Source organism: Shinella lacus (genome assembly GCF_010994755.1).
Taxonomy (GTDB): domain Bacteria; phylum Pseudomonadota; class Alphaproteobacteria; order Rhizobiales; family Rhizobiaceae; genus Shinella; species Shinella lacus.
The window spans coordinates 62,671-80,971 of record NZ_WHSB02000018.1 but is presented as its reverse complement, the minus strand read 5'-3'; the positions used below and the strand labels follow the sequence as shown (position 1 = coordinate 80,971).

The 18,301-nt window shown below is 67.1% G+C and carries 21 protein-coding genes and 1 pseudogene; all 22 read right to left on the bottom strand.

The genetic code is table 11. The annotated features are described in order from the left end of the window. Positions 1 to 78: 78 nt before the first annotated feature. Positions 79 to 504, bottom strand: a complete 426-nt coding sequence (locus GB927_RS29840; RefSeq protein WP_256120916.1) for an RT0821/Lpp0805 family surface protein — start codon at positions 502 to 504, stop codon at positions 79 to 81. A gap of 109 nt (positions 505 to 613) precedes the next feature. Beyond that, on the bottom strand, positions 614 to 2,032 hold the full coding sequence (locus GB927_RS29835) for an ATP-binding protein (RefSeq protein WP_256120860.1): 1,419 nt from the start codon (positions 2,030 to 2,032) through the stop codon (positions 614 to 616). Further along, complete coding sequence (locus GB927_RS29830; protein WP_256120859.1) at positions 2,022 to 2,693, bottom strand: response regulator transcription factor; 672 nt, start codon at positions 2,691 to 2,693, stop codon at positions 2,022 to 2,024. Before GB927_RS29830 ends, GB927_RS29835 begins: the two co-directional genes overlap by 11 nt. Positions 2,694 to 2,740: 47 nt before the next feature. Continuing rightward, complete coding sequence (locus GB927_RS29825; protein WP_256120858.1) at positions 2,741 to 2,992, bottom strand: hypothetical protein; 252 nt, start codon at positions 2,990 to 2,992, stop codon at positions 2,741 to 2,743. A gap of 93 nt (positions 2,993 to 3,085) precedes the next feature. Further along, positions 3,086 to 3,295: a hypothetical protein gene (locus GB927_RS29820; RefSeq protein WP_256120857.1), complete on the bottom strand. Its 210-nt coding sequence runs from the start codon at positions 3,293 to 3,295 to the stop codon at positions 3,086 to 3,088. A gap of 16 nt (positions 3,296 to 3,311) precedes the next feature. Continuing rightward, positions 3,312 to 7,151, bottom strand: coding sequence for a baseplate multidomain protein megatron (locus tag GB927_RS29815; protein WP_256120856.1), 3,840 nt, complete (start codon positions 7,149 to 7,151; stop codon positions 3,312 to 3,314). A gap of 3 nt (positions 7,152 to 7,154) precedes the next feature. Beyond that, positions 7,155 to 7,595 (bottom strand): NlpC/P60 family protein, encoded by a 441-nt coding sequence (locus tag GB927_RS29810; protein WP_256120855.1) that lies wholly within the window; start codon positions 7,593 to 7,595, stop codon positions 7,155 to 7,157. After that, positions 7,588 to 8,472, bottom strand: coding sequence for a phage/gene transfer agent baseplate hub protein (locus GB927_RS29805; RefSeq protein WP_256120854.1), 885 nt, complete (start codon positions 8,470 to 8,472; stop codon positions 7,588 to 7,590). Before GB927_RS29805 ends, GB927_RS29810 begins: the two co-directional genes overlap by 8 nt. Continuing rightward, entirely contained in the window at positions 8,469 to 9,104 is a 636-nt protein-coding gene (locus tag GB927_RS29800) for a DUF2460 domain-containing protein (RefSeq protein ID WP_256120853.1), read from the bottom strand. The genes GB927_RS29805 and GB927_RS29800 overlap by 4 nt, the downstream gene beginning before the upstream one ends. A gap of 40 nt (positions 9,105 to 9,144) precedes the next feature. Next, on the bottom strand, positions 9,145 to 9,675 hold the full coding sequence (locus GB927_RS29795) for a phage tail tape measure protein (RefSeq protein ID WP_256120852.1): 531 nt from the start codon (positions 9,673 to 9,675) through the stop codon (positions 9,145 to 9,147). 3 nt (positions 9,676 to 9,678) lie between these two features. Beyond that, positions 9,679 to 9,882 carry a rcc01693 family protein gene (locus GB927_RS29790; protein WP_256120851.1) on the bottom strand — a complete coding sequence of 68 codons (204 nt, stop codon included), beginning with the start codon at positions 9,880 to 9,882 and terminating at the stop codon, positions 9,679 to 9,681. After that, positions 9,879 to 10,229 (bottom strand): gene transfer agent family protein, encoded by a 351-nt coding sequence (locus GB927_RS29785; RefSeq protein ID WP_256120850.1) that lies wholly within the window; start codon positions 10,227 to 10,229, stop codon positions 9,879 to 9,881. The genes GB927_RS29790 and GB927_RS29785 overlap by 4 nt, the downstream gene beginning before the upstream one ends. Continuing rightward, entirely contained in the window at positions 10,229 to 10,636 is a 408-nt protein-coding gene (locus GB927_RS29780; protein ID WP_256120849.1) for a phage major tail protein, TP901-1 family, read from the bottom strand. The genes GB927_RS29785 and GB927_RS29780 overlap by 1 nt, the downstream gene beginning before the upstream one ends. Before the next feature lie 27 nt (positions 10,637 to 10,663). Beyond that, the gene (locus GB927_RS29775) at positions 10,664 to 11,071 is read right to left on the bottom strand and encodes a DUF3168 domain-containing protein (protein WP_256120848.1); all 408 of its coding nucleotides are present in this window, start codon (positions 11,069 to 11,071) and stop codon (positions 10,664 to 10,666) included. Continuing rightward, entirely contained in the window at positions 11,068 to 11,406 is a 339-nt protein-coding gene (locus GB927_RS29770) for a phage head closure protein (protein WP_256120847.1), read from the bottom strand. Before GB927_RS29770 ends, GB927_RS29775 begins: the two co-directional genes overlap by 4 nt. After that, positions 11,406 to 11,975 carry a head-tail connector protein gene (locus tag GB927_RS29765; RefSeq protein WP_256120846.1) on the bottom strand — a complete coding sequence of 190 codons (570 nt, stop codon included), beginning with the start codon at positions 11,973 to 11,975 and terminating at the stop codon, positions 11,406 to 11,408. The genes GB927_RS29770 and GB927_RS29765 overlap by 1 nt, the downstream gene beginning before the upstream one ends. A gap of 195 nt (positions 11,976 to 12,170) precedes the next feature. After that, positions 12,171 to 13,421, bottom strand: coding sequence for a phage major capsid protein (locus GB927_RS29760; protein WP_256120845.1), 1,251 nt, complete (start codon positions 13,419 to 13,421; stop codon positions 12,171 to 12,173). Positions 13,422 to 13,438: 17 nt separating this feature from the next. Beyond that, positions 13,439 to 13,996, bottom strand: a complete 558-nt coding sequence (locus GB927_RS29755) for an HK97 family phage prohead protease (protein ID WP_256120844.1) — start codon at positions 13,994 to 13,996, stop codon at positions 13,439 to 13,441. 120 nt (positions 13,997 to 14,116) lie between these two features. Further along, positions 14,117 to 14,431, bottom strand: a complete 315-nt coding sequence (locus tag GB927_RS29750; RefSeq protein ID WP_256120843.1) for a DUF6107 family protein — start codon at positions 14,429 to 14,431, stop codon at positions 14,117 to 14,119. 420 nt (positions 14,432 to 14,851) lie between these two features. After that, positions 14,852 to 15,991: a phage portal protein gene (locus tag GB927_RS29745; RefSeq protein WP_256120842.1), complete on the bottom strand. Its 1,140-nt coding sequence runs from the start codon at positions 15,989 to 15,991 to the stop codon at positions 14,852 to 14,854. A 201-nt stretch (positions 15,992 to 16,192) separates the two neighbouring features. Beyond that, entirely contained in the window at positions 16,193 to 16,804 is a 612-nt protein-coding gene (locus GB927_RS29740) for a glycoside hydrolase family 19 protein (protein WP_256120841.1), read from the bottom strand. Position 16,805: 1 nt separating this feature from the next. Continuing rightward, positions 16,806 to 18,005 (bottom strand): annotated as a pseudogene (locus GB927_RS29735) (DNA-packaging protein); the annotation flags it as partial. Positions 18,006 to 18,301: the final 296 nt, after the last annotated feature.

Here is an 18,301-nt window from a genome sequence, read left to right as displayed (position 1 = left end):
GAACGCGCCGGCGTTTCCAATTCCCCAGGGAACAATGACGCAAATTTGAGGCGTTTCGCCGCAACCGTCGAAGCTTTGTCAGGAAAGCGGCGTCCACGCCCCGTCCGCATTGCGGCAGGCCGCACCGCGCGTCGCGGTATCGCGGCCGTCGACGGTCAGCGTGTGGCTGTACTGCCGGCAGTTCTGCGAGCCGACCTGGTAGGGCGCTGCCGCCACCACCGATCCGCTGACGCCCTTGCCCTGCCAAACGACCGGCTGTCCGCCGGGTGCGGCTTCAAGCGCGCGGTATTCCGCTTCGAGCGCCCGCTGCATGTCGGCCTTGGAAAGTCCGGCTGCGGCATTGCGGCTGACGAGCCCGCCCTGCAGCGCGGTGATGTACACGCCCGCGCCCGCCGGCACCGTGTCGCCGGTCTGCGTCTTGCCACCCGATGTGGTCGTGCATCCCGAAACCGTCGCTGCTGCCAGAAGGAAAGGGAAAAAGGCGCCGCGCAAACCCGTCTTCATCCGCTGGAACCGTCTCTCTTCACGCATGGGGCGGCACGCCGCCCGGCAATTCGTCCATCCCGCGATCCTCATATTCGCGAGCCCCTCCCTTGTTGCATTGTCCGCCGCCTCAGGCAACATCCTTTGTGACAGCCGGCAACACCAGGCGCGCCAGCAAACCGCCGCCGGAACCCCGCGAAAGCCCGAAGGTTCCCTGGTACTCCGACGCAATCTCGCTGACGATCGAAAGGCCGAGCCCGGTGCCCGGCTTGCTTTCATCGAGCCGCTTGCCGCGCTTCATCGCCTCGCGGATCTCGCCCGGCTCCAGCCCCGGCCCGTCATCCTCCACCTCGATGACGATCCAGCTCTTGCGCGCATCGTCGCTACCGCGCACCTCCGCCGGCGCAACCGAGGCCCGGATCGCGACCGTGGTGCGGGCATAACGCGCCGCGTTTTCAAGCAGATTACCGACGGTTTCCTCGACGTCCTGCTGCTCCATCGCCAGCACGAGGCCGGGCGGATCGACGTCGAGTGGAAACTGCGTGTCGACGTTGAGGCGGCGCATCACACGCACTAACCGTTCCAGCACCGTCAGCGCCTCCGTGCGGGCGAGCACCGATTCGCGCTGCGCTGCAATGCGCGCGCGGTTTAGATAGGATTGAACCTGGCCCTGCATGGCTTCCGCCTGAGTGCGCACGAGATCGCCTTGGGGGGCGGCCAGAAGACGCGACTCGTTGAGCAGTACGGCAATCGGCGTCTTCAGCGAATGGGCAAGGTTGCCGACCTGCATACGCGCTCGCTCGACGATGCGATGGTTGCTGTCAATCAACGCATTTATTTCGCTTGCCAAGGGCAGGATTTCACGGGGAAAATCACCGTCGAGCTGTTCGCTCTCGCCGGCCCGGATCTTCTCAAGCGCCTTGCGCGCCCGGTCGAGCGGTTTCAGGCCGATGAGGATCGCCGCCGCGTTAAGCAGCAGGCTGCCGAAACCGAAACCGGCAAGCGCCAGGTAGAGGCTGCCGGAAAAGTCGTCGATATCGGCCTCCAGCACGTCGCGATTGCCGACCACGCGAAAGCGCGCCGTGCGCCCCTCGTCGTCCAGCACCACTTCCGTCTCCCCCACTTCCACCTCGTTCCCGAAGGAATCGATGGTCGTGTAAAAACGCTCGTAGCGCGTATCGAAGGGAATGCTGTCCGTATCGGGGATCGGTATGCTGCCGATGCCAAGCGAGGAGGAGGTCAGCGTCTCCGTCGCCAGTGCCCCGCCGATCGGCTCGACGATCCAGTACCAGCCCGATTGCGGCTGGAAGAAGCGCAGGTCGCCGAGCTGCGGCGCGCCGGAAAGCCGTGTGTTCTCGTCCGTCGATACGGAATTGATGACGTTGTAGAGCTGAGCGCGCAGAAGATCGCGAAAACTCTTCTCCGCGCTCTGGCGGTAGAGCGTCGAGATGACGACGGCAATCACGATGAGGGCGACCGCCGCCCAGAGCGATGCGAGAAGCAGAACGCGGAAGGTGAGCGAGCGGGAGCGCCTGGCGTTATTTGCCATTGGCGGGGGCTTGCATCCGGTAGCCGAGGCCGCGCACGGTCTCGATCAGGTCGACGCCGATCTTCTTGCGCAGGCGCCCGACGAAAACCTCGATCGTGTTAGAATCGCGATCGAAATCCTGGTCGTACATGTGCTCAACCAGCTCCGTGCGCGACACCACCTCGCCCATATGGTGCATGAGGTAGGAGAGCAGCCGGTATTCATGCGAGGTCAGTTTCAGCGTCTCGCCATTGACCGTCGCCTTGGAGCCCTTGGTGTCGAGCCGCACCGGCCCGCAGACGATGTCCGGGCTCGCATGCCCCGCCGCCCGGCGGATCAGCGCGCGAATTCGGGCGAGGACTTCCTCGACATGGAAGGGTTTCGCGACATAGTCGTCGGCGCCAGCATCGATGCCAGAGACCTTGTCGCTCCAGCGGTCGCGGGCGGTGAGGATGAGGACGGGCATGGTTTTCCCGTCGGCGCGCCACTTTTCGAGAACGGTTATACCGTCCATTTCCGGCAGACCGATATCGAGGATGATGGCGTCATAGGGCTCGGTATCGCCGAGATAGTGGCCTTCCTCGCCGTCGAAGGCCTGGTCCACCACGTAGCCGGATTCCTTCAGGGCTTCGCTGAGCTGCCGGCTCAGGTTGACGTCGTCCTCGACCACCAGGATGCGCATTCGGCCTCTTTCCTATCTCATTCCATCGCGAAAGGCTTTTGGAGGCCTTACATCGGTACGCGCACGGTCACCTTGCGCGGCCGGGCATTGCCCTTGCCGGGCACAAGCACCGTCACCACGCAGGTGTCGCCCTTCGGCTGCGCCGAGAGAAGCTCGCCTCCGGTCTGCTCCACCACCTGCGCCGCAGCGGCGCTGCAATCGCCGGCCACCGCAACGACATCCCGCGCGGTTCCCGTCTCGACGGGCCCCGGAAGGAGCAGGCTGGCCGCAAGCGCGGTTATGAGAAGTGGCGATGCCATGAACATACTTTCAGGTGCGGATCATTGTGATGCAAGCAATAAACGATCCTCGCTGAATGGCAAATGAATGCCCTGTGGACGATCCGGCCGCCGTCACCGCACCCGCCGGCGCGCCGAAATCCGCCCGTAAAGCGCGATCAGGCCGCCGATCGTGCCGACCGCCGACACCACGAGATCCGCCAATTCCCCCTCGTCGCCCGCCGTCACCTCGACGCCCGCCACATGGGCGAGCGAGGCGAGAATCGCAATCAGCGCACCCCAGACGGTGCGCGACTGATACCAGGCCTTCAGATCGTCGTTCATCGCTTTTTCCTTTCGTTCAAAGGGTGATGGTGGCGCGCGCCGGCAGGCCGAGCGGCACCGCGCGGCCAAGCTGGCGCACGCGAATGCTCATGGTCGTCTGCGGCGCCCCGAAATCGGCAAGTTCCGTGAGGGCGGCGTAGGTGAAGGCAGGAACCGCGGTCTCGACGCGGCGCACCAGCGTCTCACCGGAGAGGATATCGAGGCGATAGGCCTCGCTCGGCTCGTCGAGCGGAATTTCTGCGGCAAGCCAGGTGTCCGAATCGATCCGCCCGCGCCGAACCCAGGATAGCCGCACCACGCCGTCCGCCCCGCGCCGGCCGCGCAGATGCACCGGCGCCAGCGGCGTCAGCGCCCGCTCGCCGCCGGCAAAGGCAAACGGCCCCGCCTGCCCGCCCGAACCGCCGACCGCCTCGACAAGCCAGTTGGAAAGCCGCCCCACCTCCTCGACATCCAGCCCAAGCGGCCGGACCGCATCGTCCAGCACCACGACAACGGCACCGGCCGCATGACCGGAAACCATCGCATCATCGGTGCCATGAAGCGCCCGCAACAGACCGGTCAACCGCCAGCGCCCAGGCGCAATCTCGCTCGCCCCGGTAAAGCCGACAATCTCCCAAGCCCCGTTTCCACCGCGAACCGCAATACGGTTGGCGCCGTTCAGCATGGCAAGCGTCTCCGCCGAGGCAAGCCCGCCACCCGCAAGATCCAGCACCACCGCCCGACCCGGATCGAACCGCCCGACGACACCGACGGCAAGCGGATCGACCAGCCGCCCGATCCGCGCCGGCCGCTCCAGCCGCACGCGGCTGCGAAACCCTTCACTGCCCTCGGAACTCGACACGACCATGGAGCGCCAGGGCTGCGCATAGGCCGCAACCCGCGCAAAATCCTGCGCCGTCCCGGAACCCAGGATCGGCAAATCGAGGAACACCACCTCCGGCGTAAACGCATCGCCCGGCCCCGCCCCGCTCGAAGGACGGCTCGCACCCTCGATGAGCAGCGGCGCCGGGCTTTCCCCCGCCGCAATCGCCCGCGCCTCCACCTCGCGCACCAGCCCATCGGTAATGCCCGTAATCAGGAACCGCCCCTCGGGTCCATCGGCGAGCCGCACGATATCGCCCGGCGTCACGGCAAGCGCCGTCGGCGGCAGACGAAACGTCACCCGCCGCTGCCCCGCCCGCTGGTCGCGCAGCGCCGTCTCGACGCTTGCCGCAGCAGCTCCCGCATGCAGCACCGCCGGCAGCGCCAGCCGCAGCACGCGATCGTTTCCGCCCGCCATGCGGCGCGAGCGCGCCGTCACCCGCGAATAGCTGCCCGCCCCGTCGAAATGGTCGAGGATCGCCTCGCCGGCAAAATCGCTGATATGCCCGCGGCTCTCCTCGAACAGCGCCTCATCCGGCCGCTCGGCGAGGATTGTAAGCTCAGCCGGCAACAGCGCCGATTTCAGCCTTGAACGGAACACGAGCTTGCCGTTCGCCTCCAGCGCATCGATCTGAAAGGCCTCCATCAGCGGCTCGATCAGCCCGCGCGCCGACGTCTGGTCCGCCTGTACGAAGCCCGAGAGATCGCCCGCGACACCCGAGACGTCGAAATCCATAAATCCGTGATCCTTCAGCACGGCGGCAATCACATCCGCAATCGTGCCTGCCCCCAGCCGCGCATTCAACCAGTGCCCGCGCTGCCAGTTGAGCCCGTCCGACCACAGCGCCGTATCCTCCGGAAAGGCCGGATAGGGCCGCGCGTCCCAGGTCCAGATGAAGATATGGTCAGGATCGACCATGCCCGCTTCCGGCCCGCTGCCCTGCCACCAGCCATGGTGCGCATCGAGGAAGCGCCGCTGCACCGCATCGTTGCGCGCGCCGCCGGAATGATAGGGCAGCGCATTTTCCGAGCTTTTCGGATCGACGAAGACATTCGGCTGGTTCGCCCCCTTGTCGGTGGCGGGGCAGCCGAGTTCGGTGAACCAGATCGGCTTGGAGCGCGGCACCCAGGCCGTGTGGCCCGGCAATTCCGCGCCGCCGGGGCCGCGCTCGTAATGCCGGTTGCCCCACCAGTTTTCGAGGTCCTTGTAGCGGAACACCCAGGGCTTGCCCGCCATGCCGTCGGAGATCGGCGCCCGCTCGCGCGCCCGGCGCGCGTCCATATCGGGATAATACCAGTCGAACCCCTCGCCGGAGGCGATCATCGCCCGCATCGCCGCCATGTCCTCCGAATGGCGAAAACCGTCCGGATTGCCGGCAAGCGTGTCGGCATCCTGCCAGTCGGAAAGCGGCATGTAATTGTCGATGCCAACAGCATCGATGGCCGGGGACGCCCAGAGCGGATCGAGGTGAAAGCGCACCTCGCCGCTGCCATCGCCCGGCTGATGTCCGAAATATTCGCTCCAGTCCGCCGCATAGGTGATCTTCGTGCTGCTGCCAACAATCGCCCGCACATCCGCCGCCAGATCGACCAGCGCCTCGACGAAGGGAAAGTCCCCGCTGCCGTCGCGAAGCCAGCTCAAGCCCCGCATTTCCGAGCCGATCAGGAACCCGTCCACCCCGCCCGCCGCTTCCGCCAGCAGCGCATAATGCAGCACCAGCCGGCGAAACCCCTCGTCGCCGAGCGGCCCGGTGATCTCCTCGCCCGAAACGGCAAAGTCGCCGGCTCCCGCATTGCCGACAAAGGCCTCGACCTGCGCTCGCGCCGACGCCGTCTTGTTGGTCGAGGGCGGATGGCAGGTGATGCGCCCGCGCCAGGGATAGGGCGCCTGCTGCGCCTCGCCATAAGGATCGGGCAGGTCGTTGTCGATCGGCACGTCCATCATCAGGAATGGATAGAGATAGACCTCGATGCCGCGCGCCTTCAGGTCCCGGATCGCCGCGATCACGCTCGCATCCGACGGCGTGCCGCCATAGGCCGGCCGGTCGTTGACGCGCGTGACGACATAGGCCTCGTCGCGCGGAATGCCGGAAACCACCCAAGGCCGGCTCTCGTCCTGCCGCGCGGAAACCTCCACGCCTGGCACGATGCGGCACTGCCCGGCCCTCAGGTCCGTGCCGAACCAGGCGACCACGAGCCCCACCCGCTCAAGATTGGGGCAAAGCGCCTGCAACTCATCGATCGACGCCACCCAGTCGGTCGCCGCAACCAGCGTGTTGCGGTTGATGTTGCGTCCCTTGCCGGACGCGATCTTTTCCGTCACAAGCCGCGGATCATAACCATGCTCGCTCGACCCCGGAATGACCGTCACCGCCCGGATCTTGCTTTCCAGCGAACCCACCGGCCGCAGCACCTCGAATTGCAGGATCGGAATGCGGTTGCCGAACATGTCGAGCGGCAGCCGCTCGAAGACGACATAGGCAAGCCCCCGATAGGCCGGCGTATTGCCCGCCCCTTGTTTCGCCTCGATCAACGGATCGGGCGCCTGGGTCGCCGTGCCGCGATGCACGCGCATCTCGATACCCGTCAGGTCGATCTCCCGCCCGTCCGCAAACACACGCCGGATGCCGGCAATCGGCCCCTCGCACACCCCAACCGCGAAATTCGCAAAGTAACTATAGGTCTCGACCCGCGGCCCCGTCGCCTTGCCCCCGGTGCGCTCGACGGAAACCTCCTCCTCGAACCGCGTCGCCCACAGCAACGTGCCGCCGACACGCGCGGTGCCGTAGACGCGGCTCATCGCCGTGCCCTCTTCAGCGCCCGGTACGCGCCCGTCGTTCAGCCGCGCGCCGGAAATTGTCGTCATGCCGTTGATCAGCGAGCGGTCGACGGCCGATCCCGCAAGCGCGCCCACCGCGCGCCCAAGGATCGCGCCGAACGGTCCAAAAATCCCGCCGAGCGCGGCGCCTGCCGCCTGGAAAAGAAGTGTCGCCATGGCTCAGCCAATCTCCGGAAAGCGGAAGACGCCGGCAATGCGCCGTCGCCAGGAAGGCACGAGCGGCGATTCGATTACCGCTCCCTGCTCGTAGGCATGAATGAAACGCTCATCGGGCGCCGCGATGCCGGCATGTTTCGCCGCCACCCCCGCTCGCCAGCGAAAAATGAGAAGATCCCCCGGCCGAAGCGCCGAAACCGGAAGCACGCCGCCACAATGCCGCGCCGCCGCGGCGAGCAGCCGCTCCTCCCCCGCCCGCTCCGCCCAGTCCGCCGCATAAGGCCCCGGCACCTCCGGCTCCGCCCCATAAAGCTCCCGCCAGACGCCGCGGATCAGCCCCAGGCAGTCGCACCCGACGCCCTTCAGCGATCCCTGGTGGCGATACGGAGTGCCGATGAAGCCGCTCGCCACGGCAACGACGCGTTCTGCCAAAGCCTCACTCATAAAGCGGCCTCCCGTCATGCACCGTTTCGCCATCCGCATAGCCATAGGTGAAGTCACTGCCCGGCATATGCGGAAAACCGCGGAAATTCAGCGCATTGGCAAACTTCGCCTTGCAGGTGGAAAAGCGCTTGTCGCACCCCGCCGTCACCAACATCGTATCGCCGACCGCGACGCCCGCCGGCACCGGCTGCCAGAAGGTCAGCTCCCCGCCCGCCTTGCGCTGGTCCTCGATATCCGCCGTCAGCCCCTCGGCCGCGCCGCTGGTGAAGGTCAGCACGCCATAACGAAAGAACCGGTCGGAAAAACCCGAAAGCCCGCTCACCCGCAGCCGCATGTCGTCCAGCACCGCGATCACAGTCGCGGTCGCCCGGAATGCCGAGGTCGAAACATCCTTGCCGCAGCGGCTGTCGCCCAGCACCGCATCGCAGCGATGCCCGTAGATGCGCCCATGCACCTGGTCCAGCCGATGCGTCAGCCGCCGCAATTCCACGCGAAAAAGCCCGCCCTCGCGCCGCACCTCGCCAAGCTCGGCCGTGCGCAGCAGCAGCCGCTGCGACGAGTCCTGCCAGTTGACCGTATAGACCTCGACCTTGGCCCCGTCATACCGCCCCGCCGAAAGGTCTTCCGCGCGAACCGCATCCGCCGAAAACCCGCCCGAAACATCGCCGCCCTCGGCGGAAAGCCCGTTGCCGTCCTCCGCCTCGCTCGCCTCGAAACCGCTCGCCGCCAGATAAGCGAGCCCACTGAACGAAAGATCACGGTCATGATCGGTAAAGCCCATCACCACGCCGTCGCGCCGCGTCACCCGCCAGGCATGACAGAGCGTCGTCACCTCCCCGTCGAGATGCGCCTGAAGCCCGCTCGGGATCGTCCTCATGGCTTGATCTCCAGAAGCGGAATGGAAGGAATGCGCCCGGCATTGAACTGCGCCAGGTCGATATCGATGCGGTCCGTATCAAACCGCACCGGCACGTCGAATTCGTAGCCGGCCCGGATCACGCCCGAAGCCGGGATTTTCCCCGGCTTGAAGGTCACCACCCCCGTCGCGGAATTCACCGTATAATCGCCCGCCGGCCGGATACCGCCGGCAACGGAGACCACCACCGTACCCGCCACCGGCTTGTCGATGGTCCGCACCGTCTCGCCACCCGCATCCGCATAACGCTTGACCAGCTGAAACGCCGCCGTCACTCCATCGCCGCTGCCGATCTGCTGGTCGCTCGCGCTGACCGTTCCGCCCGGCGCGCAGGACTTGTGGTCCACCGGATCATGAAAGCGAAACCCGTAAAACTGCCCCGCCCGCGCCTCGAAAAAGGCGAGCACCGCATAAAGATCCTCGACCGAGCGCACGCCCGATCCCGCATCGTAACGCCGCCGGGCATCCTGCCAGCGCCGGTTGCGGTTCTCCCGCCCGTTGGACAGGCTGACGATATCCGTCCGCCGCACCGGCCCGCCGCTGGTGCCCAGCGCCACCCGCAGCGGAAACCGCACCTCATGAAATCCTGCCATGTCTCTATCCTCGCCTGCGGGGCCTGCCCCTCATTTCCGCTCACAAACTCCGCTGCCCCCGCCCCACCGCACGGGTCAGCATCGCCGCAATCTGCCCTTCGGATTTGCGAAAACTCGCCGCATCCTGCGCCGTCACGTTGAAGACGATCCGCGCCCCGCCGCCGCCCTCCGTCGCCACGCCCAGCGCCCCGTCCGGCCCGCGCTTCAGCGGCAGGATCGCCTCCGCCCCCGCCTCGCCCATCATCCCCAGGCCGCCGCCGCTGCCGAAATAGGTGGGCGCGGACACCACGCCGCCCTTGGCAAAGGGCGTCGCCCCGCCAAGCAGGCCGGAAAGCCCGGAGGACAACAGCCCCTCCAGCGGCTTCAGCCCGACGGAAAGTGCGATATCGCTCATGCGCAGCGCCAGCCCGCGCAGCACGCTTTCCAGCCCCTTGCCGTCCACGACGGCGCCCTTCAGCGCGCTCGTCAGCGCCAATCCGAAGGAGCGCGAGCGCGCCTCCAGGTCGTCGAAGATCGTCGAAAGCGCGCCGGCATCGTCCAGCGTGCCGGAGAGAGGATTGTCGTCCGCCATGGTTCACTCCTTGTTGTCGGGAAAGGCCTGCATCAGCGCCGCGAGCGCCTGGCGCCCCGGCACCGCCGGCAAAGGCCGCAGCACGCCTAGCGCAAAGCCGAGCTCGCGCGGCGTCATCGCCCAAAAGTCCTTCGCGGAAAGCCGCATGCGGCAGAGCCCGGCGTGAAGCACCGCCTCCCAGGGGAAGGCGGCCCTCTCGCCATTCATGCCGGATGCGGCCCCGGAGGGTTTTCGGTACCGGCGCCAAACGTCGCCTGCAGCAACTCCGCAGCAATGCGCGCAAAACCCGCAAGCCCGTCCGCCACCGCCATCGCCGCCACGTCCTCATCGCTGAAGAGATTGCCGCCGCCGCGCAGCCCGGCTGCGATGATGCGGATCAGGTCGTCCGCCTTCAGCCGCCCGGAGGAAAAACGCTCGGCCAGCCCCGTCAGGCTGTCGACGGCAAAGGCCGTCTCCAGCTCGGCAAGCGCCCCCAGCGTCAGGCACAACACCCGCCGCTCGCCGTCGAAAACGGCCTCGATCTCGCCGCGATGCCGGTTCGCCCGCGCGCCCATCAGAGCGCCCCGAAGGTCAGCACGCCGGCCGATTCGAGCGCGATCTCGAAGACGATCTCGCCATCATGCGCGCCGGAATATTCCAGCGCCGCGATCTGGAACGGCCCCTCGACCGTGCCAAAGTCCGGAATGACCACCTGCCAGTGGACGATCGTGCTGCCGAAGAACAGCGAGCGCACCGTCGCATCCGACGCCTGGTCCTTGAAAATCCCGCTGCCGCTGACAGCCGCGCGCTGCACGCCGGCACCGCCCAGAAGCTCGCGCCAGCGCCCCGCCGATTCCGCGTCCGTCACGTCGACAAGCTGCGCATTGAACGACAAACGTTTGGAGCGCAGCCCCGCAACCGTCGCAAAACCCGCGCCGTTGTCGATCTTGAGCAGCAGGTCCCGCCCCTTCTGTGCCACCATGGCAAGGTTCCTCTTCGAAAAATGGGGTTAAGCGTCCGGTTCCGTCACCGCCCGGAAGCGCATTTCCGCACGGTGAAAGCGGGATTTTCCGTCGCGCCTGAGCCGCGTGTCGCGATGAAACAGCAGCACGAGGTGATGCCCGGTGAGCGTGAGTGCCGCATCGTCGACCGCCGCGCGCACCGCCGCCGCGATCGCCTGCACCTGCCGGTGTCCGGCCGCCTCCGACCAGGCCTCCAGCGTCACGGTGTGTTCCTCGCCCGTCTCGCTCGCCGTAGAATGGTCTGCGCTGTCGATACCGGCGATCACCACCAGCGGCGAGGCCGGCTCGGCGAGCCGCCGGTCCGTGATGCCGTTCGCGCCGACCAGCGCCGTCAGCGCCGTGTCGCCCGAAAGCCGGGCAAAAATCGCCTTCTGCAGGGCCGATGCCGCGCTCATGGCTTGATCTCCTCGCAGTCGACAAGCGTGTAGCGCCCGGTCTCATCCGGATCGCGGAAGGCGCGGATGGCAAAAAGCCGCGCGCCCTTGCGCAGCCGCATGCCGCCCGCCAGGTTTTCGCGCCGCCGCATCCAGATGCGATGCGTCACCGTCACCGGCAGCGTTCCCGCCGCCTCGTCCGCCTTCGCGACGGTCGGCTCGATGCGCGCCCAGAGTGTCGCCAGCGCCGAAAACGTGCGCTCCACGCCCCCTTGCCCGTCCGGCACTTCCACCGGCTGTTCCAGCACCAGCCGCGCCGTGAAGGCGCCCGGATCGATGGTTCCGTCGAAGGCCATCAGAGCCTCCGCATGGCATAGGGCGCGACAAGCCGGTCGTAGCCCTGCGGCACCGCGCCGGGCTGGTCTTCAAGCGAAAGCACGCCGCGCAGCTCGTACATCGCCGCGACATGCAGCAGCAGCGCCCGCTTCAGCGTGTCCGGCACCTCCGCGCCGCTCTCGCCGAAGCCGGCGATTAAATCGATCTCGATGCCGTTCAGCGCCCGTTCCGTCGCCGGCCGCACAGGCAGCACCAGCCGCGCCGGCCGCGCCGTGCCATCCAGCACATAGCCGGCCGCATCGACCTCGACCGGCGCACCGGCAGCGTCGTAAACCGTCACCGTTTCAATGGTTTGCACCGGCCCCCTGGCAATCTGAATCACCCGGGCCTCCGGCCAGTCGTCGAGATAGAGGCGAAAGGTGCGGGCGATCAGCGCCAGCCCCGTCTGTCCCTCCAGGTGTTCCCGCGCAGCCCGCATCAGGCCGGCAAGCAGGGTGTCTTCGTCGGAGGTATCGAGGCGCAGATGCGCCTTCACCTCGGCAAGCGTGATCGGCTCCGCGGCCGGCGGCATCAGTTCGGCAATGGTCATGGGGTCCTGTCCGGTCTGGAGGAACGGCGGGCGCGGCCGGGAGGAAACCGCGCCCGCCAGCACCGGCGTCAGGGGACGACCGCCGGTGCACTCTCTCCGTCATCCTCGGGCTTGACCCGAGGATCCACAGCCATGCGACGGCGGGTGGATGGTCGGGTCAAGCCCGACCATGACGGCGCTATTGGATGACGTCGCTCAGCTCGCCGCGAACTTCACCAGCTTGATCGCCTCGAAATTCTGCACCCCGCCGCCCACGCGCTTGGTCGTGTAGAACAGCACATAGGGCTTGGCCGAGTACGGATCACGCAGCACGCGCACCCCCGTGCGATCGACGACGAGATAGCCGGAGCGGAAGTCGCCGAAGGCGATCGCAAAGCTGTCGGCCGCTACATCCGGCATGTCCTCGGCCTCCGCGATGGCGAAGCCCAGCAGCGAGGCCGCCTGGCCGGCGGAGGCCGGCGGGCGCCAGAGATAGTTGCCGTCCGTATCCTTGAACTTGCGGATCGTGCCTTGCGTCTTGCGGTTCATCACGAAGGTGCCGTTCTGCCGGTGCCCCGCCTTCAGCGAATAGACCGTGTCGAACAGCGTGTCGGAGGGATTGCTCGCCTTGAAGGCGCCCGCCGCACCCGTCGCGATATAGCCGATATTGCCCCAGCTCCAGCTCGCATCGGCGACATTGGTGTAGCTCAGAAAACCCTTCGGCTTGTTGGTGCCGTCGCCGGAGACGAAGGCGGTGCCCTCCTGCTCGGCGAAGACGATATCTACCTCGGAGGCGATCCAGCCCTCGACATCCACCGCCGCATCGTCGAGCAGCGCCGCCGTTGCCGCCGGCATGGCGTAGAGTTCCATGGTCGGGAAGGAGAGCTCGGCGAGCTGCGCATTGCCGGTCTGCGGCCGCGCGGCCGTCTCCGCCACCCAGCCGGCCGCCATGCCGGAGGTGGCAAACGGCTTCTTCAGCACCGAACCCGAAACCTGGCGCACGGTGGCCAGCGCACGGATCGGCGAGGCGGCGGAAAGCCTGCGGCCGATCTCCGTATCCGTCTCCGGCGGCACGAGATAACCGCCATCGGCCGCCGAGCCGACCGACATGGCCTTGCCCTCCAGCGCCCGCAGCGCATTCTCGTCGCCCCGGCGCATATAGGCGGAGAAGGCCGCCTTGTGCTCGGCCGCTTCCAGGCTGCCCTCGCCGCTGCCGCCGAGCGCCGGTCGCGCCTTCTTCAGCGCGAGATGGTCAAGCACGCGCTTCTGCTCGTCGATCGCGCGGTTGATGCGGTCCACCTTGTCGCGCGTCACCACGTCGGCCGTCAGTTTCTGCTCGATCTCGCCGAGCCGGCGGTCGTTGGTCTCCTTGAAGGCCTCGAAGGCCTCCATGAAGTCGTCGAAGGCGGCGGTCATCGTTTCCGGCACGGCCTTGATTTCCGGCGCGGTCTTGTGGATCTCCGTCATGTCTACCTCTTCAGTTGTTAGCGTTTCATCATCCGGGCCGCCCGGCGCATGATGCGAACGAGCTCCGTTTCCCCGTCGCGGAACCACCGCGCATTCTTCACGTTCGACACCCGCGCCGAAGGCAGCATGGGAAAGGTGACGATCGAGATTTCCCAAAGGTCCGCCTCCAGGATGCGGCGCACGCCGCTTGCCCGGTCGGTCTTCGAGCGCACCGTCTGGAAGCCGATGGAAAGGCCATCCAGCGCGCCGGATTTCATGAGGTGCAGCACCTCGCGGGCGCGGGCCACGCCGGGCGAAAGCACACCCTCGACATAGAGCCCGCGCGCATCCTCGCGGATGGTGCGCCAGCGCCCGAGCGGCTCGGCCGGATCATGCTGGAACAGCATGCGCACGCCGGCAGGCCCGCGTTTCTCCAGCGAGCGCACGAAGGCGCCGGGCGCAATCGCGTCCTTGCCCAGGTCCACCTCGCCGAACAGGCTCGCATAGCCGGAAAACACCCCGTCACTGGCGACGCCGGCAAGCGTCAGATCGGCATATTTCTTCGTCCGCCAGACCGGCAGGTCGTCGGTGATCATTGGTTTCTCCGATGATTTGGAAATCGAATGGAGGCGAATAGCGAATAGGGAGTAGCGAATAGAGAAGGCGCCCGTTTCAGTGGCGAATGGCGCAATTCGCTGTTCGCTCTTCGCTACTCCCTATTCGCCGCCCTTCATCCGCTCCGCCACGCGCGCCAGCACGCCGAGCCCCCACCAGGCCGAAAGGCTCGCCGCCGCCGACCCGGTCAGCAGCACCTCCGCCGGCCCGAGATAGGTCGCGATGCCAAGCCGAACCGCGATCCAAAGCCCCGCCGGCCCGCCAAATACGAGCCCGCAGGCAAGCCCGGTGAAAAACCGGCAACCCGCCTCGCGACGGCTTTTCGGCAGCAAATAAATGAGCGAAACGGCAGCACCCGCCGAAGCCCCAACCAGACGAGCCGTCCACAGCCCGCCATCGTTTCCGATGTCAGCCATTGTTAAGCCTTTCAGTTTATTATGAAATCCAAGCGATACGGCCACAGGCGGCCGAAAGCGTCCTGCCTCGCGCAGAGTCAGGCGATGGAAAACGCTGAGTCTTTTGAATCCCTTGCAGCACTTTGTTCAAAAGCCGATTCAACGCCTTTACGGTGTGAATCCAGTCGTCGGCACGGAGATTCATCTTCCCGCGACAAGCCGTTGTTTTTGTTCTCAGAACAGGTAGGCAACGGCATGTGGCGCGCCCCCTCTGCCCTGCCGGGCATCTTCCCCCTCAAGGGGGGAGATTCGCTGGACGCACGCGCATTGCTTAATTTGCGACGGTAGCGATGGGTGGAACGTAGCCGCGATTCAATCTCCCCCCTTGAGGGGGAGATGCCCGGCAGGGCAGAGGGGGGTGAAGCGGCAACCGCCCACCCATCAATACCCCACAGCCCGCCGCTTCTCCTCGTCCGTCAAAAACGCCGCCGCCCCCACGCGCGCCCAAAGCTCCGAGCGCTCCGCCGCAAGCCCGCTGACCTGGTCGAGATCCGGCACCAGCCGCAGCGCCGTCTCCCCATCCTCGGAGAACCAGGCCGCAAAAGACGCCGCGGTCCGCTGCACCAGCGGCAGCACGGTCAACCGCCAGAAGGCACGGTTGGCCTCTTGGTAGTTGGCATAGGTCGCATCCCCCGGAATGCCGACCAGCATGGGCGGCACGCCGAAGGCGAGGGCGATGTCGCGCGCGGCCCCGTTCTTCGCTTCCACGAAATCCATCTCGCGCGGCGAAAGTCCCATCGCCTTCCAGTCGAGCCCGCCTTCCAGCAGCATCGGCCGCCCGGCGCGCGCCGGGCCGGAATAGCCTTCCTCCAGCTCGCTCTTCAGCCGGTCGTACTGGTCTGGCGTCAGATTGCCGCCCTCCTTCGGCTGGTAGACGAGCGCGCCGGAAGGCCGCGCCGAATTGTCGAGCAAGGCCTTGTTCCAGATCGCCGCCGCATTGGAGAGGTCGAGTGCCATGGAGGCCGCCTCCAGCGGCGCAAAGCCCACCTGGTCGTCGAGCGGATGGAACAGCCGAAGATGCAGGATCGCCTGCCCCTCGCCCGCCATATGGCGGCGCACATGGCTGCCCGCCCGGTATTCATAAGCCTCCGGCCACCCGTCCCGCCCCTCGATCACGCGCATCCGGTCCGGCCGCAGGAGATGCAGTTCGCGCAGTTCATCGCCCACCCGCACGCCCTCGACGAAGGCATTGCCGGAGAGCATCAGGTGCCCATAGAGCGTCTCGAAGAAATCCGTGCCCGCCATGCGCCCGTTCGGCCGGGCGATCAGCGCCAGCATCGGTTCGTCTGGCTGCTCCGCTTCGCCCGCATAGGCAAGCCAGGGCACCGAGGCCGCCGCCTCCGCGATCATCCGCACCGCGCGGTGCGCCACCGGGTTCTTCATGAACCCCTCGCGCGACAGCGACGCATAGCTACGGCTCGACCAATGCGCCCGGCCCTCGGCCGTCAGCGCGAAAAAGCCCGACGCCTTGGTCTCCGCCGCCGCCCTTGGCCGCCGCGAAAGGAAGGATGGTAGCTTCATGATGCCCTCGGTTGTTTGATTTTGCCAATGATGCGGCGGTGCCGTGTGGACCCTCGGGTCGAGCCCGAGGATGACGAAAGAAGAGAGCGCGGATGTCATCGCCAGGGTTCGACATGCCGCATCGTTCAGGGAAGCAGAGGCCTCTCCTCCTCTCCGTCATCCTCGGGCTCGACCCGAGGATCCACGCGGCACCCGCCGCCGCTACCCAGCCAACGCCACAAAAAACGCCTGCCCATACCCCGCCACCCGCTCGGCCCGGTCGAGCCCGTTGATGATGCGCCGCGCGCCCACCCAGTCGGCCCGTCCGGCTGCAAAATGATCCGCAAGCCGTCGCCCCGTGAAGGCGCCGCGCAGCATGCCGACGAAGAGGATTTCGACGGAGGTCGCCATCTCCATCGCACGCTCCGGCCGCGCGACGAGGTCGATGCCGGTCAGTTCCGCCAGGCGCTCATAGTTGCGCCGGTGCGTGATCTGCACGAGCCCGCGCCCGAGCCAGCTTTTCCCGTCCGCGTCCCGCCGCCAATAGAGTGCTGAGACCTGCGGCAGCCGCCCGTCAGCATAGGCCCGGTCGAGCACGCCGATCGCCGCGGCGTCCGTCGCGGCAAAGGTCTCGCGCACCGGCTGCAGGCGCCCGCCCGTCTCGTGATGCGCGGTCGCGAGCATATAGGCGAGAAACCGCCGGTCGCGCGTCTCGCCGCCCTGCTCGAACCGGTCGAGCAGCGCCGTCAGACCCGCGACCTGCCCATGCCCCAGCCGGCCGCCATAAAGCGGCCCACGCACATGGTCGAAAAACGCCTTGCGATCGATCACCATCTCAAACCCCTCGCACCCGCGGTTCGCCCAGCCGGTCGAGCACCAGCGCCGTCAGCGCCCAGACAAGCGCATCCAGCCGATCCGGCGAGCGGCCGGCGGACAAGCCGTCCGGCCCGAAATCACACATCTGGTCTTCCAGCTCCCCAAAGGCACCCGCATGCGCCACTCGCCCCTGCTCGTAGAGCGCTGCCACCGGCTCCGCCCGCAAAAATTTGCCGCGCGTCGCCCGCACCGTCGCGACCGGAAGGTTGGCGTCAACGCTTCGCAGCATCGCCGTCACCATGTCGCCGCCTTGGTTGACTTCCGCAACCACCCGGTCCGCATCGAAGCGCCGAAAGGCCCGCACCACCGCGACCGCCCAGCCCGCCGGGCTTGCGCCCGTCACCGAACAATCCGCCAGCACCACCGCCCGCCCGCTGCCATCCAGGCCCGCAACCACAATGCCGCAGACCGACGCCGCAGACGCTGTCGCCGGCGGATCCACCGCCACGACGATGCGCGACAGCGGCCCCGGATTGCGCAGCCGGATCGCCTCCAGCCGCGCCCGGCTCCACAGCGCATCCGCGCGGTCGGTGATTAGTTCGCCATCCAGTTCCTGACGCCCAAGCCGCGTGCCGCCATAGCGGTCGGCCATGGCATCGAGAAAGCGCGGCGAAAGATTTCTGGCATTGTCTTCCGTACGGATGCGCCGGACCGCCGTCTTTGGGTCAGCCGCCAGCGCCCGCAAAAGCGGCACCGGCCGCGGCGTCGTCGTCACCAGCACGCGCGGATCGTCGCCGAGACGCAGGCCGAATTGCAGCATGTCCCAGGTCTCCTGCGCATGTTTCCATTTGCCGAGCTCGTCGCACCAGGCGAGATGAAACTGCGGCCCGCGCAGGCTTTCCGGGTCTTCCGACGAAAAGATCTGCCCGATCGACCCGTTCGGCCAGACGAGCCGCCGGCGCGAGGCCTCGAATTCCGGCCGCGACCGCCCGGCGATCCGGCAGATGCCGGAGACGCCGTCGATCATCACCTCGCGCGCATCGCCGAGCGTTTCGGCCACCAGCGCGATGCGGCTGTCCGGCCGCGCCAAAGCCATCGCATGCACCCATTCCGCACCCGCCCGCGTCTTGCCGGAGCCACGCCCGCCCATCAGCAGCCAGACCCGCCAGTCGCCCTTGGGCGGCATCTGGGCCAGGCGCGATTGAAAGTACCATTTTCGGGATTCCTCCCGGCTGCGAAACCGGGGCTGGCGATCGCCATCCGGCCCGCCAGCATCCCCATCGGTAGCAGCTTGGAAACAAGGCGCTTCCTCGCCCCCCTTCTCCCCGCCTGCGGGGAGAAGGTCCCGGCAGGGGGATGAGGGGCAATGCACAGTCTCGACCGTCTCGCCCCGCCGCCCAAGCCCCGCATCCAGCCCATCGGCAGCAATCCGAAAAGCCATCCGCGCCCGTTCTTCCTCGATCATCCGCAAGTCCGCTGCCGCCGCCGTCATATCCGCATCGATCTTCCGCCCGG